The organism is Arthrobacter sp. MA-N2 (assembly GCF_000517125.1).
Classification (GTDB): Bacteria; Actinomycetota; Actinomycetes; order Actinomycetales; family Micrococcaceae; genus Arthrobacter; species Arthrobacter methylotrophus.
In genome coordinates, this window is record NZ_KI912155.1 from 1,210,320 (window position 1) to 1,230,243 (window position 19,924).

A 19,924-nucleotide genomic window follows, 5' to 3' on the forward strand; every position below is an offset into this window, starting at 1 on the left:
TGGCTGGAAAGCCGGCGGCGGACATGTTCACCACGGCTTCCGCAACTGGCGGTAGTCGTAGTAAACAACAGCCCCGGCCATGGGGGCGGTTGTCCGCAACCCGATCGATGAGCCGTTGATGGTGGTTATGACGCCTTCTTGGCGGCCGTTGAAAGGATCGTCACCGGACACGTAGTCGCCAACTTTGAAAGGGGACGACGCCGCTTTGGCCAGCTCCGCGGCCCGGGAAAGTGCTTGGCGCAGTCGTGGGCTCAGCACGAATCGGCGCCACTGCAAAACAGGCACCAACACCCCTAGGGTGTCTCTTGATCGGGGATCAAACATGAGAACCACTCCTTCCAGCCCGGTGTGCCCACGGTAGGCGCCTAACACTCGCGACGCAGGAGTGACTTTCACCCGTTTTGCCACACAGGCCACTCACGGCACTTAGTCAACTACTCGGATGGATCCCCGGCCTCCGGCAAGTGGTGAGCCGAGTAGTGACGGCAAAAGACGGGTAGGCGCTACGCATGCCAGGCCGGGCGAACGGTCCCTAGGCTCAAGGCAAATGTTCCGTCAGTTCCGGGGGCTGTTCGGTATCCCCGTTCTGCGTGCCGTTACGGTTCCTTGAGCCGCAGCCAGATGGGGTCTGTCTATGAACTTGTCCAATCCGTCCACTCGAGAGAAGCCCAAGCCGCGGGTCATTCCGACGGCGGGCTCCCGCCGTCGTCGTTCCCGTGCGATCGCTGCTGTTGCCGCCATCGCCTTGGCCGGCGTTGGGCTGGTAGTGGCGGCCCCGGCCGCGCAAGCTGCTAATCCCACCGTGGTTTCTTTGACGTTCGACGACGGGAATGCGGACCAGCTGAACGCGGCCCAAATGATGAAGGCCCAAGGCATGGCAGGGACGTTCTTCATCACCTCCGGATTCACGGACAATCCCGGCTACCTGTCCGTCGCGGACCTCCACGGACTTGTGGCGGACGGCAACGAGATCGGCGGTCACACGGTAACCCATCCCGACTTGATCACCTTGCCTGCGGACGAAGCCAAGCGACAGATCTGCAACGACAGGGTGAACCTGAGCAACTGGGGGTTCTCGGTCACCGACTTCGCCTACCCCTTTGCTTCGGAGAACGCAGCGGCCGAGACCATCGCGCAGGGTTGCGGCTACAACAGCGCCCGTGGCCTGGGTGATATCAAGACGCGCTTCAGTTGTTCCACCTGCGCCTTGGCTGAGACGATGCCGCCGGCCAATCCCTACAACACCGCGGCGCCCGATGAGGTGGATTCCACGTGGACGCTGGCTGATCTGCAGACCTCGGTCACCCAAGCCGAGGCGGCGGGCGGCTGGGTCCAGCTGACCTTCCACCACATTGATGCGAACAGCACGGACCCCTTGAACATCCAACCAGCCCTCTTCGACCAATTCTTGACATGGCTCAAGGCACGTCCCGCAACGACCACGGTGAAGACCGTCAACCAAGTGATCGGCGGAGCGGTCAAGCCGCTGGTCGCCGGCCCGGCGGTGCCTCCCCAAGCGCCTAGTGGCAACCTTGTGCAGAACCCTGGGCTGGAGACCCTGGTGAGCGGAATGCCGCAATGCTGGTTCGCCGGTGGCTATGGCACCAATACGCCCAGCTACTCCGTGGTCAGCCCTGGCCGGACGGGCGCGGTCGCCGAGAAGCTCGTGATGACCGGTTACGTGGACGGCGACGCGAAATTGCTGCCGGCCCTGGACCTGGGCGGGTGCTCGCCCACCGCAACTGAGGGGCATCAATACAACATCGGAGCCTGGTACACCTCCACCGTGCCCACGCAATTCACCCTGTACTACAGAACTGGCTTGGGCTCCTGGAAGTACTGGACATCCAGCCCATGGTTTGCTGCGGCGACGAGCTACCAAAAGGCTGCGTGGACCACGCCCGCACTCCCGGCGGGAGCAAATGGAATCAGCTTCGGCTTGAACCTCTTCAGCAACGGCACTCTCATCACCGATGACTATGAAATGTTTGACACCGCCACAGCGCCTGCCCCGACACCACCGGCTCCCGGCACCAACCTGGTGCAGAACGCCGGCCTTGAGACGGCGGGAATCGGCTGGGCACCGCAATGCTGGCAGACCGGGGGCTATGGAACGAATACCCCGGGATTCAGCACCGTGCCAGCTGCGCACAGCGGCACGACGGCGGTCCAACTCACTGTCAGTGGTTACACCGACGGCGATGCCAAGCTGCTCCAGACAATGGACAACGGCAGCTGCGCTCCGCCGGCCATCGCCGGCCACAGCTATTCGCTCAGGACCTGGTACACGTCGACGGCGGTGACCCAGTTCACGGTGTACTACCGGGACGCCACGGGCACTTGGGTCTATTGGACCTCGAGTCCCTGGCTGGCGGCGTCGGATACCTATACCCAAGCCAGCTTCACCACTCCCGTGCTGCCGGACGGTGCCACAGCCGTGAGCTTCGGCCTGAACCTTTTCAGCAACGGCACGCTGACTACTGACGACTACGCCATGTACGACACGGTCGGGGCGCCGGCAATGTGAAACATCGGGCGCTTCACGCAGGGGAAGGCACGGCCGTTGGCCGCGCAAAGGTCAGGGAAATGAGCTGGGAACAATGAAACAATCGGCAAAAGCAGGAATCGTGGTTGCGGGCGTGGTTGCGGTGGGATTGGCCGGCGCGATCACCTTCAACGCTACCCAGACAGCATCACACGCAGATGCCGGCGCCCCGCCGTCGGCCACCGCAAGCGCGGCGCCATCGGCAACGGGCTCCGCCAAGGCACCGAGCGCCAGCGCTGCCGGCAGCGCTTCCGCCAGCGCTGCGCCCTCAAGCCAGGCCGCGACCCCGGCGGCGTCCGCTCCGGGCAGCGCAAAGCCCGACGTCCCGGTTACACCACCGTCGGCTGCGCCTGTTCCCGCCGCGCCGGCTCCGGCAGCAGCGGGGCTCGACGCCTCGGGGGTCCAGCGCATCGAGAATGCTTGCACAGCCCGGCTGCAAAGCGATGCCAGCCACTCTTCAATCGTGACCGGAACGGTGGTGCCCCGGCCATTCACCATTGTTTCCGTCGCCTTCTCCGGAACCCCGACACGGTCAACGGCGGCCTCCGGACGGGCGTCGTACGACGTGCTGATGAAGATCACCACGAAGCTTGTCGATGGTCCTTCCCAGGATGGAGTGCGTGTCTGCCGGGTCTATGATTCAGATTCGCGCGTGGATTGGATTCCGGCCGGCTGAGAAGTTTCATCGACCAGTTCCGCCCGCATAAGCCCGCCACCGCGGACCCACAGCCTGTAGGCGAGCACCAGCAGCCCGAGCCATACTGCGCCCACATATAAGGCAACGCGGGTGTCCTCGAAGACGCCAAGAATCACGATTACCAAGGCCATGAAGGCGATGGTCAACACCGACGCGGCCGGCCACCAGGGAGATGCGAATTCCGACGCCGGCAAGCCCCTGAGCTTGATCTCCCGCTTCATGGCGACGTGCGATGCGAGGATCATGACCCACACCCACACCGTCGCGAAGGTTGCGATGGAGGCAATCACCAGGAACACGTTTTCGGGGATCACGGCGTTGAGCACCACGCCCACCAGGAGGATGCCGCCCATCAGGACCACGGTCATCCATGGAACCCCGTGGCGCGAGATCTTGCCGAAGCTCTTCGGAGCATGTCCCTGCTGGGAGAGCCCGAAGAGGATGCGTCCGGCGCCGAAAATATCGCTATTAATGGCGGACAGCGCCGAGGTGATGACCACCGCATTGAGGATGTGGGGAGCGGCGGGGATGCCGAGGCCACTGAAGATCTGCACGAACGGGCTGCCGTTGTTTCCTATTTCGTTCCAAGGGAACAGGCTCATGAGCACGCCGAGGGTGAGGACGTAGAACAGCAGGACGCGCACCGGCACCGTGTTGACGGCCTGCGGAATGACTTTCTTGGGGTCGGCGGCTTCGCCTGCGGTGATGCCGATCGTTTCGATCCCGCCAAAGGCGAACATGACGACGGCGAACGAGGCCAGGAGCCCTTCGAAGCCGTTCGGGAACAGGCCTCCGTGCTCAACGAGGTTCGCCATCCCTGGTGCCACACCGCCGTCGCCCGAGTGAAAGCCGAACACGATGATCCCCGCCCCGCCCGCAATCATCGCGATGATCGCCACCACCTTGATGAGGGAGAACCAGAACTCAAGCTCCCCGAAGACCTTGACGCTCAGGAGGTTCATGGCGCCAAGGAGCAGGATAATCGCCAGGACCCAGATCCATCGGTCCACCTGTGGGAACCAGAAGCCCATGTAGATGCTGAAGGCGGTCACGTCCGCGATCGCCACGATGGCCATTTCGAAGACATAGGTCCAGCCGGTGATGAACCCGGCGAGCGGTCCGAGGTAGCGGCTGGCGTACTGGCCGAATGAGCCGGAGACTGGATGGCGGACAGCCATTTCGCCGAGGGCCCGCATCACCATGAAGACGGCGGCGCCACCGATGATGTACGCGAACAGGACGGCCGGGCCTGCCTTTTGGATGGCGGAAGCGGAGCCGTAGAAGAGCCCTGTTCCAATGGCCGATCCGAGGGCCATAAAGCGGATGTGGCGGACGTTGAGGCCGCGGCTGAGAACAGTGCTTACCACGCCTTCGACGGCTTGGACCGCTGGTGTCCTGACGGCTGTTGGTGCCTGCTGCATACGAATACCTTCTCGTCATTGGGAGGGGACTGGTATCCAGCAGACCATTTCGCGGCGGGTTGTGATGGGTCTCACGGCACATTGTTGTCTCGGTTCTCAGACGCTGCCGCGCGATGCAGGGGCCATGGAGCGTGAAGTCGGCAGGCCTCGTCGATTGCAGCCTGCCTTCCTATCAACGCCTTTAAGGGGAACGCAGCCTAGACCGGTATGACTGCGGGCTGGCCAAGCAGCTCGCCGGCCAGTTCCAGGGAGAGGTGGTCCGTAACTTGGCCGTAGAGCAGCACGCCCTTGTCCGCGCTTGACCCGGCTGCCGATGAAAGGCAGCCGGTGGCCGGCGTCCGCTCCGGCACTACGGGGAGCCGGTCGAAGCGCGGGAGAACGGCGGCAGGGCCATCGACCAGCCGGTCCATGGCCACACGAGCCGGCTCAAGGTGGAGCATGAGCGAGGTCTCCAGGACACCGCCGTGCTCGATCTCCCAACCCGGGAAGCCGTCGGGGTAGACCCGGGACAGGGTGTCCTGGCTGACAAAGTCCCAGTAGGAAAGCAGCAGCACGCTCTGTTCCGCTCCCGGGCCGATTCCGAGCTCCTCCAAGGCCAGGTCGATCCCTTCGTAGAGGAACTGGTAGTTCTCGAAGTGCCCGTTGATAAAGACCACGTGCCGGACGCCTTGGTTAAGGAAGGACTTGACCAGATTGCGCGCCACACCGATGAGTGTGGTGCCGTCCAGGCTGGTGGTTCCGGGGAGGTGATTGCCGCCTCCGGACTTCTGCTGTGACTTGTACCCATAGACGATGGGCTGGGCAACGAGTGCCCCGAGGCGTTTGGCGACACCCTCTGCGAAATGCGAAGACAGGATGGTGTCCGTTCCCAACGGCAGGTGCGGTCCGTGCTGCTCCAACGAACCGACCGGGATAAGGACGATCGCCTCCCCGGACGCCAGGGCTTCGCGGTAGGTAAAGGCATCCAGGTCTTCCAGAAATACTGACTTGTTCATAACGGGGGTGCTCCTCAGTAAAGGCCGCTGGCCAATGGCAGGTGCTGCGGCGGCCGGGTGGGTGGTGGGGAAGGTCTTAGGCCGTGAGCGCCGGCTCGGGAGCCGGAACCTTTTCCTCGCAGGCGTCACCGTGCTCAGCCAGCACGGCATCCTCATCCAGTCCAACCCGGATGCCGAGTGGCACTCCCGCCTTGATGCGCTTGCGGAAGCGGGGGTAGCCGAGTGCAAAGTAGACGACCGATGCGGTGAGGCTGCCGGCCAGCCAGGACAGATCGATGCCGCCCATGGCCGTGGCGATGGGGCCTTGGAGGGCCGGGATCCCGCCGTACATGAACATCCAGGTCATGATGATGCCTGCGAAGAAGGCGATGAATGCTATGGGATTGACGGATTTCAGGGCCGTGGACTTTGAATCCAGGAACAGGTAGGAATAGTCCTTGTGGTGGCGCTCAAAAATGAAGTAGTGGACGGCCATGATGCCACCCCAGGTGGCCACCCAAGCCACAATGGTCCCGAGCCAAGTATCGAGTATCGTCGCAAAGTCCTCGGCAAACATGAAGGCTATGACGGCAACCATGGACAAGATGCCGACGAGGATCGATAGCTTGCGTCGGGAGATCTTTACATCCAGTGCCTGGAAAGCGACGCCGAAGGTGTACAGGTTGATGATGTTGGTGGCGATAGGGCCGTGGATCACCAGCAGGATCACCGGGATGGCCATGGTACCGAAGTTGGACACGATCAGTTCCCCTGGATCGGCCGAGCCGTTCTTTGTTGCGAGGCTGGCGCCAAGGATGCCCAGCCAGACTACAGGCAGGAACTGGCCCAGGACGCTGACCGTGAACAGCTTGGCCGGCTTGACCTTGCGGCTAACGAAGCGGGAGTAGTCCGGGGCGTAGGTGAACCAACCGATTCCCCACCCGATGCCGATGACGGTCATGATGGCGGACATAGCGGCGATTCGCGGCATGCCCTCCAAAACTGCTCCGGCGGGACCCGCGTAGCCCCAATTAATGTCAAGGTGTGTCCAGGCGATGATGGACATCGCAACCAGGACGATGATGGTTGGTGGCATTGTGAGGCGTTCAAACTTGGCGATGGCCCGGTATCCGCGATAGCAGATGGCCACTTGAATGCTCATGATGACGGCCGCAACGGCGATGCGCACCAAGAGGTTGCGCTGGCTGGGGTCCACCCAGCCGATCATGCCGAACAGGGCCATGACCAGGTCCAGGATGACCCAGGTGTTCACCGCGGACCAGCCAATGGCGATGGTCGCCTGGATGGCGGCCGGGAGGTAGGCGCCGCGCCGGCCGAAGGCCCCGCGTGCCAGGAGCATGCCTGTGGCGCCCGTCCGCTGGCCAAGGATGACGAAGAATCCAAAGCCGGCCATGCCAATGGCATTTCCTGCGATCAACACGATGAGGGTGTCCCGGAGGCCCAGGCCAAGCTGGATGCCGAGGGCCCCGAGAATCCAGTTGATGGGGGCGACATTGGCTCCCGCCCAGATCCAGAACTGGCCTGAGAGTTTGGTGGTTCGTGCCGATTCAGGGATGGGCTGCAGAACATCTTCGACCTCGATGGTCGCCGATTCGTTCGACCGTTGTTTGGTGCGGTTCATGCCGTACTCGATTCACTACATTGTGAGGGGAATGCAATCTTGCTCCAGCTTATTGGTGACTTGGCCCACAATATAGAGACATAATGAGTACACTTATTCATTATCAGATGACTAAATGTCGCCCTCCAATCTTCGGACGTCCATGATCACCCTTGCTGAAGTCCTTGCCTCGGCGCCCATGTCCGCCGCGGACCCGCGGCTGTGCAGCAATGTCCCGGGTACGCTGGCGCGAGTCGTCCGCTGGGTGCATTCAAGCGAGGTGCTCGAAATTGCCCCGCTCCTGCGCGGAGGGGAGCTGCTGCTCTCGGGTGGCGAGACGCTACTGGCCCTTCCTTCGGGCGAGCAGCATGATTATGTCCGCAGCCTGGCGGGGCGGAACGTCGCGGCCCTGGCCGTGCAGACGGCCGGCCGGGTGGCCCCGCTGCCGGACGGGCTGATTGCCGCCGCCAATGAGAGCGGGCTGCCGTTGATCGAACTGCGCGCGGTGGCGCCGTTCGTTGACATTGCCGAGGCGGTGAACCGCAGAGTGGTCAATGAACAGGCGGATGCCCACCTCGTGGTTGACGACATCTCCCGCCGGATTGCACGCCAGATCACCGACAGGGGCCCCCACCTGCCCACCATACTTGGACTGGTGGCGACGGGGCTGGCAGCACAGGTGTCGCTGGCCGCTGTCGATGGACTGCCGCTGGGCCATGCGGGCAGCGCCGTTGAACAGCAGGAGTCAATGGCCGTGGCCGACATTGTGGTCGGCGGGCAGCTTGCTGCCCGGCTCACGCTGCGGTCCCCGTCGCCGGATCCCTTCCTGTTGGAGCTGGCGGCCGATCGACTATCCGGCATCCTGGCCCTGGCTTTGGCGCAGGCCTTCCGCCCCACGCCGGCCCAAGTGGCCGAGGCGCGCCTGCTGGAGTCGGTGATCGAGGGTGGAGACCCGGCCGACATCCAGCGGATGTGGCTGCAGGCCGGGCTGCAGCCCGGCCATGGAGCGGTTGTGGCCGTATTCCGAACGCCCGGCAGGGGGGGAGTCAACTTCTCCTCCGTCGAACGTGCCCTGCGTGCTGGGGGAGCGAACGTGAAATCCCACCTGCGGGACGGGGAGCTGGTGGTGCTTTTCGCCCTGGGACCGAATAATGCACGGGCGGCGCGCGAAGCGCTGCTTATGGCGGCGCGGGAGGCTGTGGGCGGCTCTGACGTCTGCGCGTCCTTCGGGCCGAACGTGGTTGACGGCCTCAATGCGCATGAGTCTTATGTGGAGGCACGGGAAATCCTGGGACTCGACATGCCGGCCCAGGGCCAGGTGCTTGACGCCATGGAGTTCCTGGGCCGGCGGGTATTCGGCGCGGTGCCCGATCCTGCATTTTTGGACTTATATGTGCGCTCAAGTCTGGGGGAGTTGCTGGAGTGGGACCGGAAGCATGGCACGGACCTGCTGGCAACGCTGGTTTGCTGGCTTGGATTGGGATGCAACACGACGGCTTCCGCCACGACGTTAAACATTGAACGGCAGACCATGCACAAGCGCCTGAACAAGATCCAGGAACTCTTGGGCGGGGACCCGCGTACCTCCGGGAGGTTGTTTGACATCCACATTGCCGCCAAGGCGGCAGCCAACGGGGTTGCCGGGTCTGTGGGGACATGACGGGACCGGCTAAAGCAAGTCTGATCCACTAGGATCGCAATTGTCTGGTATTCCAGACAATTGGGTATGTGATTGGCCTTGCGACCCTTCGTAGGGGGCGCACGCTTAAGTACGGGATCACGGACGCCCGCCTGATGGCCTGCGCCAGCCGGGCGTCCGGATACTTCCGTGGACTCGAAGAGGAGCTATGACCATACAGTCGTCCACCCAACGCCGGGCCGCTTCCAAGGTTCCCGCCGCCGAGAACACCTTGCGCATCCTGAAGCTGCTCGCTTCCCGACGCGGCCCGATGGCGGCGTCCCACATAGCCACTGCGCTGGACCTGCCCCGATCCAGCGTCTATCACCTTCTTGGCGTCATGGAAGCCAACGGCTTCGTCTTACACCTTCATGAAGAGCAGCGTTATGGGCTGGGCATCAGTGCCTTTGAACTCAGTTCGGCGTACTCGCGGCAAGAGCCGTTGTCCCGGCTCGGCCGCCCCGTACTGGCCGCCCTTGTCGATTCAATCGGCGAGAGCGCGCATCTGGCGGTGCTCCATGGCCGCGATGTGCTTTACATCGTGGAGGAGCGCGCCAAGAACCGTCCGTCCCTGGTGACCGACGTCGGGGTCCGGCTTCCCAGCCACCTCACTGCCAGCGGCCGCGCCATCCTGGCCGCCTTGCCGAAATCGCAGGTGAGGGCCCTGTATCCGAATGCGGCGGCATTCACGGCCCGGCACGAGACGGAATCGCCCATCATGAAGTACTCGGCCCTGTCCTCGCACCTGGACCAAGTCCGTCAGCGCGGCTACGCCACCGAACACGGCGAAGTCACCCCCGGATTCGGCTCGGTGGCTGCCGCCGTCACCGACCATTTGGGATGGCCGACGGCGGCAGTCGCCGTGACCTTCCTCGAGGACCGGGTGCCGGCCGAGGATTGGCCCGCCCTCGCCGCGCGAATCCAAAAGACGGCGGACGAGCTGTCGGCGCGCATCCACGGCCGCCCCGCCTAGCCTCCCAGCAGCCCTCTGTAACCCCGCCCAACTGACTCGCAGTAAGCGTCGTTATGAGCCCTCAAAACGACATTAAATGCGAGCTAGTTGGGTCTGTAATCCCGGACAGCACCCTTCATAAAGCCGTTCCAAGAAGGATGCGGAGGGGCTCTACTGGATACAGAAGGACTTACATCCAGCAACCTCCAGAGACGAAGGAGTCATCATGGCACCCGCCGATTTCACCACCGGAGCCCGTCCGGTCAAGGCCGCCCGCGGCACCAAGCTCACTGCCAAGTCCTGGCAGACCGAGGCGCCTTTGCGCATGCTGATGAACAACCTGGACCCGGAGGTCGCCGAACACCCGGATGACCTGGTCGTCTATGGCGGCACAGGCCGTGCCGTCCGTTCATGGGCCGCGTTCGACGCGATCACCCGCACCCTGGAAACCATGGAGAAGGACGAGACCCTGCTGGTCCAGTCCGGCAAGCCCGTCGGCGTCTTCCGCACCCACGAATGGGCACCCCGGGTGCTTTTGGCCAACTCCAACCTCGTGGGCGATTGGGCAACGTGGCCCGAGTTCCGGCGCCTTGAGGCCGAAGGCCTGATGATGTACGGGCAGATGACCGCCGGGTCCTGGATTTACATCGGCACCCAGGGGATCCTGCAGGGCACGTACGAGACGTTTGCCGCCGTCGGGAACAAACTCGGGGCCGCAAGGCATGACGCTGCCGGTCGCCTGGCCGCCGTCGCCGAAGGCTCCACGGAAGGCCCGCTGGCCGGGACCCTGACCCTGACCGGCGGTTGCGGCGGCATGGGCGGCGCCCAGCCCTTGGCTGTCACCCTGAACGACGGCGCGTGCCTGATCGTCGACGTCGACGAGAGCCGCCTGCGCCGCCGTGCCGGCAAGCGCTACCTGGACGAGGTCGAAACCGATCTCGACGCCGCGATTGCCAAGGTCGTGAAGGCCAAGGAAGAGCGCCGCGGCTGGTCCGTGGGCTACGTCGGAAACGCGGCCGAGGTGTTCCCGGAACTGCTGCGCCGCCACAAGGCCGGCGAGCTGACCATTGACGTCGTCACCGATCAGACGTCCGCGCATGACCCGCTGTCCTACTTGCCGGAGGGCATCACCGTTGAGGACTGGCACGCCGAGGCAGAGGCGGACCCGGAAGGCTTCACGAAAAAGGCCCAGGCTTCCATGGCCCGGCACGTGCAGGCCATGGTGGAATTTCAGGACGCCGGCGCCGAGGTCTTCGACTACGGCAACTCGATCCGCGACGAGGCCCGCAAGGGCGGCTACGGACGGGCGTTCGAGTTCCCCGGTTTCGTCCCGGCCTACATCCGTCCGCTGTTCTGCGAGGGCCTTGGTCCGTTCCGCTGGGTCGCGCTGTCCGGTGACCCCGAAGATATCGCCGTGACCGATGCGGCGATCAAGGAACTGTTCCCGGAGAACACCCACCTGCACAAGTGGCTGGATGCTGCTGCCGAGCGGGTCGAGTTCGAAGGCTTGCCGGCCCGCATTTGCTGGCTCGGTTACGGCGAACGTGCCAAGGCAGGACTGCTCTTCAACCAGCTCGTGAAGGAGGGCAAGGTCAAGGCTCCCATCGTGATCGGCCGCGACCACCTGGACTCCGGCTCGGTCGCCTCCCCGTACCGGGAAACCGAGTCCATGGCCGACGGCTCCGACGCGATTGCCGACTGGCCCTTGCTGAACGCCCTGCTCAACACCTCCTCCGGCGCCACCTGGGTCTCGATCCACCATGGCGGCGGCGTCGGTATCGGCCGCTCCCTGCACGCCGGGCAGGTTTCTGTTGCCGACGGCACCGAGCTCGCTGCCGAGAAGCTCGAACGCCTCCTCACCAACGACCCCGGCATGGGGGTCATCCGCCACGTCGACGCCGGCTACCCGCGCGCCGTCGAAGTCGCAAAGGAACGCGGCGTCCGCATCCCCATGAACGAAGCCACCCCAACTAGCTCGCACTAGATGTCGTTTTGAGCGCTCAAAACGACATTAACTGCCAGCTAGTTGGGCGAGAAAGGAACACCATGACACTCCCCACAAACTCCCTAACCTCGCACGCTCGGCCAGGGAACCCTGTTCGCGTGGCTCCAACACACGAACCGCTGACCGTCACCCTCGGCTCCAGCGGAGTCACACCGGAGGACGTCGTCGCCGTCGCACGCCACGACGCCAAGGTGACCATTTCCCAGGAAGCCCTGGACACGGTGGCGAAGGTCCGCGCCCACATCGACGACCTCGCCCACAGCGAGGTCCCCGCGTACGGTGTCTCTACGGGCTTCGGCGCCCTGGCCAACCGCCACATCCCCAACGAACTCCGCACCCAGCTGCAGAAGTCGCTCATCCGCAGCCATGCCGCCGGCATGGGCCCGGCAGTGGAACGCGAAGTGGTCCGCGGCATCATGTTCCTTCGCGCCAAGACCCTGGCGTCGGGCCGCACGGGCGTTCGTCCCGTGGTCCTGCAGACCATGGTGGACGTCCTCAACGCCGGCATCACCCCCGTTGTCCGTGAATTCGGCTCCCTCGGTTGCTCCGGGGACCTTGCTCCGCTGTCCCACTGCGCCCTGGTCCTGATGGGCGAAGGCGAAGCGATCGGTCCCGACGGCGAACTCTATGGCGCTGCGGGCACGAGGCCTGTCGCCATGCTGCTCGCCGAACACGGCATCGAGCCGGTCGTCCTTGCGGAAAAGGAAGGCCTGGCGCTGGTCAACGGCACCGAGGGCATGCTCGGCATGCTCCTCATGGCCATCGCCGACCTGCACCTGCTACTCACGACGGCGGATATCACCGCTGCGCTCAGCGTCGAGGCGCTGCTCGGTACGGACCAGGTTTTCCTGCCTGAGCTGCACGCAGCTTTGCGTCCCCACCCGGGCCAGGCAGCCAGCGCGGACAACATGCTGCGGGTGCTCTCCAACTCACCGATCGTTGCTTCGCACCGTGTGAATGACACGAAGGTCCAGGACGCATACTCGCTCCGTTGCGCGCCCCAGGTGGCCGGCGCAGTCCGCGACACGGTGACGCACGCTGAGCTCGTCGCCTCCCGGGAGTTGGCAGCCGCTATCGACAACCCCGTGGTGCTTCCGGATGGCCGCGTGTCCTCCAACGGAAATTTCCACGGCGCCCCCGTGGCCTACGTGCTGGACTTCCTGGCCATCGCCGTCGCGGACCTGTCCTCCATCGCAGAGCGCCGCACGGACCGCATGCTGGACCCGGCCCGCTCACACGGACTCCCGGCCTTCCTTGCCGACGATCCCGGCGTGGACTCAGGCCTCATGATCGCCCAGTACACCCAGGCCGGTCTTGTCTCGGACAACAAGCGCTTGGCCGTGCCGGCGTCGGTGGACTCCATCCCGAGCTCCGCCATGCAGGAAGACCACGTCTCCATGGGTTGGCATGCCGCCCGCAAGCTACGCAAGGCCATCGAGAACCTGCGCCGCGTCTTGGCCGTGGAACTCGTGACTAGCGCACGCGCACTGGACATCCGCACGAAACTGTCCGGTGGCGAACTTACTCCGGGACCCGCTGGCGCCGCCGTGATCGAGGTGCTGCGCGGCGTCGTCGACGGCCCCGGAACTGACCGTTTCCTCTCACCGGAACTGGAAGCGGCGGACCGCTTGGTAGCTGCTGGCGAGGTGCGGGCGGCCGCCGAATCCGCCGTCGGAATTCTCGCCTGAGGCCGAACAAAATATCGTTCGGGTGAAAAAACGGAAGCGCCCCGGAAATGTTTGGCAATACGTGCCACGGGGCGCTTTCTGTGTAGTAGAACTTATGGGGTACGGCATGTCCACGCCGACGATGTCGTGGGCCTGCCGGGGGAATATCCGTTCACAACTGAAACAACGAACATCCACAAAGGGGTAGAAGTTCAATGAAGGCACGCGGGACAGTCCTGTCCAGGCGAATCGCACAGTCCGCCGTCGTTTCCAATTGGGGAAGCTTGAAGGTGGGGGAGCGGATCGAAGTCGTAAGGCATGCACACGTGGTCGCGGCGGGGGAGGTGCAGGAAGTCTCGGGCAGCGGCAATGTTGTGTGGCTTGAACCGGCCGGACCTGGTGCTGACGAAGCCGCCAAGCAGCTTTTCATGAAGTCCGACGGCGTGGTGCTGCGCCGGGCGTAGCTAGTCGAACAAGTGAATTCCGATGCCAAGGAGCGGACCTCCCGATGACGCGGGAGGTCCGCTCCTTGGCATGTGAAACTAGGCGGCGATGACTTCGCGGGTCTGGCCGAACGGCACGGACTCGTCAAGGGCCACCGTGTAGTTTCCCGGCTCGTGGCGGGTCACGAGGATCCCGCAGCGGCCGTTGTCTGCTGCGGCCTCGATGAGGGTGCCGACAGCACGGTTCAGCCCGGCGTGGACCTCATCGACGGACGAAAAGGACAAGCGGATTTCGTTGTGTTCAATTGTTGCGGTGTTCATTGGGGGGGCTCCTTCTGCAGGGTGCCGCAGGGGGGAGCGGCAATTCCTGCATCAAAAGATAGCAAAGAGTCGTGGGATGTCCTTCATTCTGGGAGCTGGATCACCGGCTGTCATCCAACAGGCAGGCGCCCAACTGACTCGCAGTAGATGTCGTTATGACGCCTCAGAACGACAACAAATGCGAGTCAGTTGGGTGGGCGACCAGACCGCTAGCCCAGCAGCGTGTTCACCAAGCGCGCGGCTACCTTGGCGGTCCGCGAGTCGATGTCGAATCCGGGGTTGAGTTCGGCGACGTCCAAGTGCAGGAGTTTTCCGCTGGCTGCGAGCTGCCGGCACACAGCGCTGATGACGGGCAGCGGAACGCCATACGCCGCAGGAGCGCTCACGCCAGGAGCCACCGACGCCGGCAGCACGTCCAGGTCAATCGTCAGGTACAGCACGTCCACCGTGTCCAGGAACTGCCCCACGAACTCCCGGACGGCTTCCACGGAGCAGTCCTCATCCAGCAAGTACTTCACGCCCAAGCGATGCGCCGTGTCGAAGAGCGCACGGGTGTTGTTGGGTTCGGAAATTCCGACGACGGCGTATTTCAGTTCGCGGCTGGCGGCGGCTTCCGCTCGAGCCATCTGCAGGAACGGCGTGCCCGAGCTCGGCACCGGCTCGTCACGCAGGTCGAAATGCGCATCCAGGTTCAGCACACCCAGCCGTTTGCCCCTTCGTACAGCATCCGAGCCGGCCACTCCCAGGTAGCTCGCGAAGGCGGTTTCATGCCCGCCGCCAAACAACACGGTGAGGTTGCCGGCGTCGAGCAACTCCGAAATGACCCGTCCCGCACGCTCCTGCCCCGCCTCCAGCGAGCCGTCCTCCACAAGGACGTCGCCGGCGTCGAAGACGTCCCGGTCCAGATGGAAAGCCAGCGGAGCCAAGGCTTGCCGGATAGCCACCGGCGCGGCCGCCGCGCCGGTGCGGCCTTTGTTGCGCCGCACCCCTTCATCACTGCGAAACCCCACGACGACGGCGGGCCGGGGACCCGCTTCGCTCGCGCCGGGGGATTCCGCGCAAGGGGATTCTACGCATGGAGTGTAAGGCGTCACCACTTGCCACCAGCGCCGGTGCTGCTCGCCGTCGCCGTCGAAACGGCCGGTCCACGGCGTCGGGCGTATGTCGGCAACAGCCGGGGAAATCTCCATGATCCAAGCTCAGCTCATGGCGACGCCGAAAAACACCTCCGGCGGCCGAAGGGTGTCCGGTATTCCGGAAAGGCCTATTTGACGCCCAGGATTTCCTCGACGGGACCGATCCCGAAGAACAGCAGGAATGCCGCGGCCACGGCCCACATGAGCGGATGGACTTCGCGGGCCCGGCCTTGGAACGTGCGGATGAGTGCGAAGGAAATGAACCCCGCACCCAGGCCGTTGGCGATCGAGTAGGTGAACGGCATGAGGGACATGGTCAGGAACGCAGGAATGCCCACACCCCAGTCCTGCCAGTGGATCTTGCCCACCTGGGACACCATCATGAAGCCCACCACCACCAGGGCGGGAGCCACGGCCTCGAACGGGACCAAGTTGATGAGCGGGGTGAAGAACATGGCCACCAGGAACAGCAGGCCCGTCACGATCGAAGCCAGTCCGGTGCGGGCGCCCTCGCCGATGCCCGCACCCGACTCCACGAAGATCTGGTTGGAGGACACGGAGGCCCCGCCGCCCACGATCGCGCTGAGGGCGTCCACTTGGAGGACACGGTCCACATTGGGGATGTTCCCGTGCTTGTCGATGTTTCCGGCTTCCCTCGCCAGGCCCACCATGGTGCCCATGGCATCGAAGAAGATGCTGAGGAGGATCACGAAAGCCAAGAGGGTGGCGGCGATGATGCCGAGGTGTTGGAAGGCGCCGAGGGGGTTGGCCTTGCCGATGAGGGACAGGTCCGGGGCGGCCCACTCGGTGAACTTCGGGGCAACCAGGGACCAGCCGCGGGGGTTGTAGTTCTTACCGTCGAAACTCGGACCGATGTGCAGGGTGAATTCCAGGATGGCTGCCAGGGCCGTGGAGACGATGATGCCGATCAAGATGGCGCCACGCACCTTGCGGACCACCAAGGCGATGGTCAGGACAAGGCCCACGACGAACACCAGGGTGGGCCAGCCAAGCAGCTTCCCGTCGACGCCCAGGCCAAGGGGGACGGAGGTACCGGCGGCGTCCGGGATGCGGCGTACGAAGCCGGCATTGACCAGGCCGATCAGGGCGATGAAGAGGCCGATGCCCACCACGATCGCGGTCTTCAGTGCCTCGGGTACGGCCTTGAACACCGCGGTCCGGAAACCGGTGAGCACCAGGATGAGCATGGTCAACCCCGAGAGCATGACGAGGCCCATCATGTCCGGCCACGTCAGGCCGGGATGCGAGGCAATCGTGACGGCCACGAAGGCATTGACGCCCAGTCCGGTAGCCACGGCGAAGGGGTGCTTTGCCCAAGCTCCCATAATGATGGTCATGATGCCTGCCACGAAGGCAGTGGTGGCGGCGACGGCGGCGAACCCTAGCGAGGCGCCATGGGAGTCCGCCCCGGAAAGGATCAAGGGGTTGAGGACCACGATGTAGCTCATGGCAAAGAAGGTGGCGAAGCCGCCTCGGATTTCCCGCGAGTAGTTGGATCCGCGTTCCGAAATCTTGAAGTAGCGATCGATGGCTGAGCCCTGTTTGAGCATGGAGGTCTCCGGGAATCGGGGAAATGTGCTCTCAAATCCTATGCCCGCAGCTTCGGTGCACTCGCGAATTCGCCTAGTCTGTAAGGAATCCAACACTAAGGGAGTCCATCGCTCATGCGCCCCATCCGCCAGTTGCTTGCCGTCGTCCTCGCTTTCACCGCGGCCCTTTTTTCGGCCGCCCTGTTCTCGGCGGCACCTGCCTTCGCGCACGACGTCGCCGAGTCAACCTCGCCCGCCAACGGATCAACCGTTGCCAACGTCCCCGATGCCGTGTCGATCACCTTCAACAACCGGCCGCTCTTGCTCGGCTCGCAGGTGCAGGTCAAAGACGCGTCCGGGCAGGACTGGGCAGACGGTTCCGTGGACATTGTGGACACCGTGGTATCGCAGAAGTTGCGGTCCGGGGCACCTGCCGGGGTCTTCACGGTGGTGTGGCGTGTGGTCAGTTCGGATTCGCACCCCATTGAGGGCACGTTCACTTTCACCGCGAAGTCAGGAAGTACGACGGCGGGCGGCGGCGCGGTGGGACCCGCGCCTTCGGTCGAGGTTCCCACCGCCGGCACTGCGGCTCCGGGGTCCACCACGACGCCGGAAAACACCACCGATGCTTCCCAGCCCTTCCCTTGGAGCATCGTGGCCTTCGCAGTAGTGGCCGCGGGGCTCTTGGTGTTCCTGGGTGTCACTGCACGACGCCGGCTGGCAGGGGACTCCGAGGAGTCCAGCGACGATGAGTCAAAGGAACCGTAGCTAGGCCAGGGCCGAAACTGCTGCGAAGGTGCCGGTAAGGGCCCCATGGACGCTGCCCGGGTGCACCTTGGCGGAAATCGCCTGGCCCACTACCTTGGCTTGGCGCAGGACTTCCTTGGGCGTGGGCGTGGCGAGCTCACCAACGCCCACCAGATACATTCCCATCGCGCGCATGGCGGCGACGAGATTCTGTCCGATGGCGATGCCGAGTTCGGCGAGCATCCTCCGCAACTGGCTCTGCCCGCAGCGAGTGACAACAACGTGGTCGGCCAGAAGTACTCCGTTGGCCGTGTGGATGGCCCATTGGCGGGAAGGCGCTTCTGGAGAGGCCAAGCCCGGCGAGACCGCGCCGGCGGGGGTCTCGTCCAAACGATCCAGGCGGACAGCTCGCGTCGTGCTCCGTACATCGAGGCTGTGGCTGGCTGCATAGTTGCGCAGGTGCCTCAGGATTTCGCTGCGCTCCTGGAGGCAGGCGGCGTCAGCGGCGTCGCAGCGCTGGAGGATGCCGGTGTTGAGCGGCTGCGAAGTACGGGGGACATACATCCCGTCTACCACGATCGCGTCCACTCCGTAGCGGCTGAGTTCACTAGCTACGGCCAAGCCGGACATGCCGGTACCGATGACCACGGTGGTGGTGCGTTCCGTACTCGCAGCAGGCATGGTTGACACAGCTTGGCTCCTCCTTGAAAGATGCGTTGCCGAAGGCAACACGGGCGGCGTCCGGGTCCCCCAAGCGGTCGCAACTGATAGCCGTTGACGTGTTGAAAAACACTATCCCCGGTCACCAGTGCCTCGAACATTACAGAAGAAATCGCGTGGTGGATAGCCCCGTCATCGGCATGTCTGCCAAAGCGTTTCTTACGCGGCGATCCTGCCGAATCCAAGCCGCTCGGGCGGGTTTCCACCGGCGATTCTTCCCGCTTGATTCGGCCCTTGCAAACGAGAATAGTGAGCATTGGAGACCGCAACTCACGGCAGTCAAGCAAGAAACACGTTGTTGGCGCGGCCTCTGGCAGAATAGCCGCAACATCAGCCAGCAGCAGTGCGAGGAAGCAGGGCCCATGGACCAGCACGGCAAACACTCTGAAAGTCATCATGCAGAGACGGAAGACAGCAGAGTGGAACCATCGATTGCCCCCGGCGGGATCGTGGTGGGCGTTGACGGTAGTGAACACGGTCAATGCGCCCTTATTTGGGCTGCACGCGAGGCCGAACGCAGGCAGCTTCCGCTGCATGTAGTCACGGCCTACTCCGTGCCTATCTTCGCGGCTTCCGGCTTGGACGGGGGCTATGCAACCGTGGATGACTCCGTTATCCGGGACGGTGCCGAGGCAATCGTCAAGCAGGCCCTTGAGAAGGTTTCCGGCTATGCCATCGACGTCGATGGATCGGTGGAGAACGGAGATGCCTCCGGTGTGCTGCTTGATCTGTCCGAAACGGCAGAGCTCCTGGTCTTCGGTACCCGGGGACGCGGCGGATTCGTGGGCAGGCTCCTGGGCTCCGTGAGCAGCGCCCTTCCGGCGCACTCCAAGTGCCCCACTGTGACTGTCCCGCTCTTCTGTGCGGACCGCTTGGGCGAAACCACGGAGGACAAGCACATCAAGGCCGAGCGGGCAAAGGCCGGTCCCCACATGATCGAGAATGTGGTGGCAGTGGGTGTGGACGGTTCGGAACAGGCTCGTGTAGCTGTATTGGAAGCCGCCGAACAAGCCCAACGCATGGGTGCAAAGCTGCGTGTCATTTGCGCCGTACCTGAGTACAGCGGCTCCTTGGCCTGGGTTCCGGCCCCCTTGGACCGGGAAGCGCTCTTCAAGGACATCCAGGTTCAACTCGAAGCAGGCTTGGCATGGATTAAGAGCCACTTCCCCAAGCTTCCCGTGGAGACGCAACTGCTGGACGGTTCGCCCGTTGAAGTCCTCGTGGAAGTGAGCCGCGGCGTCGAACTCGTCGTGCTCGGCACCCGAGGACGGGGAGGCTTCGCAGGGATGCTCCTGGGATCGACGTCCGACGGAGTCCTGCACCACGCCAAAGGCCCCGTGCTGGTTGTTCCTGACCGCGAGGATCCCAGGCTGGCAGACCGCGTCAACTTCGGTCCCATGCTCGGCGCCGTATAGCTTTCAAGCGGCCAAGGACCGGGGGACGCGGG

The 19,924-nt window shown here is 64.0% G+C and carries 17 protein-coding genes; 8 read left to right on the forward strand and 9 right to left on the reverse strand.

All coding sequences use genetic code 11. From position 1 onward, the window contains the following. Positions 1–27 precede the first annotated feature (27 nt). Positions 28–324 (reverse strand): hypothetical protein, encoded by a 297-nt coding sequence (locus A3M3_RS23960; RefSeq protein ID WP_155854298.1) that lies wholly within the window; start codon positions 322–324, stop codon positions 28–30. Positions 325–634: 310 nt separating this feature from the next. Between A3M3_RS23960 and A3M3_RS0106245 the strand changes: the two genes are divergently transcribed. Beyond that, a complete protein-coding gene (locus A3M3_RS0106245) occupies positions 635–2,527 on the forward strand; it encodes a polysaccharide deacetylase family protein (RefSeq protein ID WP_035741426.1) in 1,893 nt (630 codons plus the stop codon). A 51-nt stretch (positions 2,528–2,578) separates the two neighbouring features. Here the strand turns inward: A3M3_RS0106245 and A3M3_RS0106250 are convergent, their stop codons facing one another. The 4 genes from A3M3_RS0106250 to A3M3_RS23965 all read right to left on the reverse strand — a co-directional run bounded on the left by A3M3_RS0106250 (position 2,579) and on the right by A3M3_RS23965 (position 7,279). Beyond that, positions 2,579–3,130: a hypothetical protein gene (locus A3M3_RS0106250; RefSeq protein WP_028265629.1), complete on the reverse strand. Its 552-nt coding sequence runs from the start codon at positions 3,128–3,130 to the stop codon at positions 2,579–2,581. 48 nt (positions 3,131–3,178) lie between these two features. After that, positions 3,179–4,663: an amino acid permease gene (locus tag A3M3_RS0106255; protein ID WP_028265630.1), complete on the reverse strand. Its 1,485-nt coding sequence runs from the start codon at positions 4,661–4,663 to the stop codon at positions 3,179–3,181. Between the two features lie 197 nt (positions 4,664–4,860). Continuing rightward, complete coding sequence (locus A3M3_RS0106260) at positions 4,861–5,658, reverse strand: creatininase (RefSeq protein ID WP_035741428.1); 798 nt, start codon at positions 5,656–5,658, stop codon at positions 4,861–4,863. Positions 5,659–5,734: 76 nt separating this feature from the next. After that, the gene (locus A3M3_RS23965; RefSeq protein WP_051422964.1) at positions 5,735–7,279 is read right to left on the reverse strand and encodes a purine-cytosine permease family protein; all 1,545 of its coding nucleotides are present in this window, start codon (positions 7,277–7,279) and stop codon (positions 5,735–5,737) included. Positions 7,280–7,394: 115 nt separating this feature from the next. Here A3M3_RS23965 and A3M3_RS0106270 point away from each other — a divergent pair, with 115 nt between their 5' ends. The 5 genes from A3M3_RS0106270 to A3M3_RS0106290 all read left to right on the forward strand — a co-directional run bounded on the left by A3M3_RS0106270 (position 7,395) and on the right by A3M3_RS0106290 (position 14,024). Next, the gene (locus tag A3M3_RS0106270) at positions 7,395–8,918 is read left to right on the forward strand and encodes a PucR family transcriptional regulator (protein ID WP_028265632.1); all 1,524 of its coding nucleotides are present in this window, start codon (positions 7,395–7,397) and stop codon (positions 8,916–8,918) included. Between the two features lie 187 nt (positions 8,919–9,105). Continuing rightward, positions 9,106–9,909, forward strand: a complete 804-nt coding sequence (locus A3M3_RS0106275; protein WP_028265633.1) for an IclR family transcriptional regulator — start codon at positions 9,106–9,108, stop codon at positions 9,907–9,909. A 205-nt stretch (positions 9,910–10,114) separates the two neighbouring features. Then, positions 10,115–11,872 carry a urocanate hydratase gene (locus A3M3_RS0106280; protein ID WP_028265634.1) on the forward strand — a complete coding sequence of 586 codons (1,758 nt, stop codon included), beginning with the start codon at positions 10,115–10,117 and terminating at the stop codon, positions 11,870–11,872. A gap of 62 nt (positions 11,873–11,934) precedes the next feature. After that, positions 11,935–13,581, forward strand: a complete 1,647-nt coding sequence (gene hutH / locus A3M3_RS0106285; RefSeq protein WP_442853095.1) for a histidine ammonia-lyase — start codon at positions 11,935–11,937, stop codon at positions 13,579–13,581. Between the two features lie 194 nt (positions 13,582–13,775). Beyond that, the gene (locus tag A3M3_RS0106290) at positions 13,776–14,024 is read left to right on the forward strand and encodes a hypothetical protein (RefSeq protein WP_028265636.1); all 249 of its coding nucleotides are present in this window, start codon (positions 13,776–13,778) and stop codon (positions 14,022–14,024) included. A gap of 78 nt (positions 14,025–14,102) precedes the next feature. Here the strand turns inward: A3M3_RS0106290 and A3M3_RS0106295 are convergent, their stop codons facing one another. From A3M3_RS0106295 to A3M3_RS0106305, 3 genes are all read right to left on the reverse strand, one after another. Beyond that, a complete protein-coding gene (locus A3M3_RS0106295; protein ID WP_028265637.1) occupies positions 14,103–14,324 on the reverse strand; it encodes a hypothetical protein in 222 nt (73 codons plus the stop codon). Between the two features lie 209 nt (positions 14,325–14,533). After that, the gene (gene hutG / locus A3M3_RS0106300; protein WP_028265638.1) at positions 14,534–15,514 is read right to left on the reverse strand and encodes a formimidoylglutamase; all 981 of its coding nucleotides are present in this window, start codon (positions 15,512–15,514) and stop codon (positions 14,534–14,536) included. Between the two features lie 74 nt (positions 15,515–15,588). After that, positions 15,589–17,031: an NCS2 family permease gene (locus A3M3_RS0106305; protein WP_028265639.1), complete on the reverse strand. Its 1,443-nt coding sequence runs from the start codon at positions 17,029–17,031 to the stop codon at positions 15,589–15,591. Between the two features lie 114 nt (positions 17,032–17,145). Between A3M3_RS0106305 and A3M3_RS0106310 the strand changes: the two genes are divergently transcribed. Further along, a complete protein-coding gene (locus tag A3M3_RS0106310) occupies positions 17,146–17,778 on the forward strand; it encodes a copper resistance CopC family protein (RefSeq protein ID WP_028265640.1) in 633 nt (210 codons plus the stop codon). Here A3M3_RS0106310 and A3M3_RS0106315 read toward each other — a convergent pair whose 3' ends face one another. Next, positions 17,779–18,438 (reverse strand): FAD-binding protein, encoded by a 660-nt coding sequence (locus A3M3_RS0106315; protein WP_035741431.1) that lies wholly within the window; start codon positions 18,436–18,438, stop codon positions 17,779–17,781. It lies immediately after the preceding gene. A 401-nt stretch (positions 18,439–18,839) separates the two neighbouring features. Here A3M3_RS0106315 and A3M3_RS0106320 point away from each other — a divergent pair, with 401 nt between their 5' ends. Beyond that, complete coding sequence (locus tag A3M3_RS0106320) at positions 18,840–19,892, forward strand: universal stress protein (protein WP_028265642.1); 1,053 nt, start codon at positions 18,840–18,842, stop codon at positions 19,890–19,892. Positions 19,893–19,924: the final 32 nt, after the last annotated feature.

Excerpts from the sequence above, each read along its gene's own strand:
- hutG (WP_028265638.1), bottom strand. The coding sequence starts at position 15,514 with ATGGAGATTTCCCCGGCTGTTGCCGACATACGCCCGACGCCGTGGACC.
- hutH (WP_442853095.1), top strand. The coding sequence starts at position 11,935 with ATGACACTCCCCACAAACTCCCTAACCTCGCACGCTCGGCCAGGGAAC.
- A3M3_RS0106310 (WP_028265640.1), top strand. The coding sequence starts at position 17,146 with ATGCGCCCCATCCGCCAGTTGCTTGCCGTCGTCCTCGCTTTCACCGCG.
- A3M3_RS0106270 (WP_028265632.1), top strand. The coding sequence starts at position 7,395 with ATGTCGCCCTCCAATCTTCGGACGTCCATGATCACCCTTGCTGAAGTC.
- A3M3_RS0106295 (WP_028265637.1), bottom strand. The coding sequence starts at position 14,324 with ATGAACACCGCAACAATTGAACACAACGAAATCCGCTTGTCCTTTTCG.
- A3M3_RS0106245 (WP_035741426.1), top strand. The coding sequence starts at position 635 with ATGAACTTGTCCAATCCGTCCACTCGAGAGAAGCCCAAGCCGCGGGTC.
- A3M3_RS0106280 (WP_028265634.1), top strand. The coding sequence starts at position 10,115 with ATGGCACCCGCCGATTTCACCACCGGAGCCCGTCCGGTCAAGGCCGCC.
- A3M3_RS0106315 (WP_035741431.1), bottom strand. The coding sequence starts at position 18,438 with ATGCCTGCTGCGAGTACGGAACGCACCACCACCGTGGTCATCGGTACC.
- A3M3_RS0106255 (WP_028265630.1), bottom strand. The coding sequence starts at position 4,663 with ATGCAGCAGGCACCAACAGCCGTCAGGACACCAGCGGTCCAAGCCGTC.
- A3M3_RS0106260 (WP_035741428.1), bottom strand. The coding sequence starts at position 5,658 with ATGAACAAGTCAGTATTTCTGGAAGACCTGGATGCCTTTACCTACCGC.
- A3M3_RS23960 (WP_155854298.1), bottom strand. The coding sequence starts at position 324 with ATGTTTGATCCCCGATCAAGAGACACCCTAGGGGTGTTGGTGCCTGTT.
- A3M3_RS0106305 (WP_028265639.1), bottom strand. The coding sequence starts at position 17,031 with ATGCTCAAACAGGGCTCAGCCATCGATCGCTACTTCAAGATTTCGGAA.
- A3M3_RS23965 (WP_051422964.1), bottom strand. The coding sequence starts at position 7,279 with ATGAACCGCACCAAACAACGGTCGAACGAATCGGCGACCATCGAGGTC.
- A3M3_RS0106290 (WP_028265636.1), top strand. The coding sequence starts at position 13,776 with ATGAAGGCACGCGGGACAGTCCTGTCCAGGCGAATCGCACAGTCCGCC.
- A3M3_RS0106275 (WP_028265633.1), top strand. The coding sequence starts at position 9,106 with ATGACCATACAGTCGTCCACCCAACGCCGGGCCGCTTCCAAGGTTCCC.
- A3M3_RS0106320 (WP_028265642.1), top strand. The coding sequence starts at position 18,840 with ATGGACCAGCACGGCAAACACTCTGAAAGTCATCATGCAGAGACGGAA.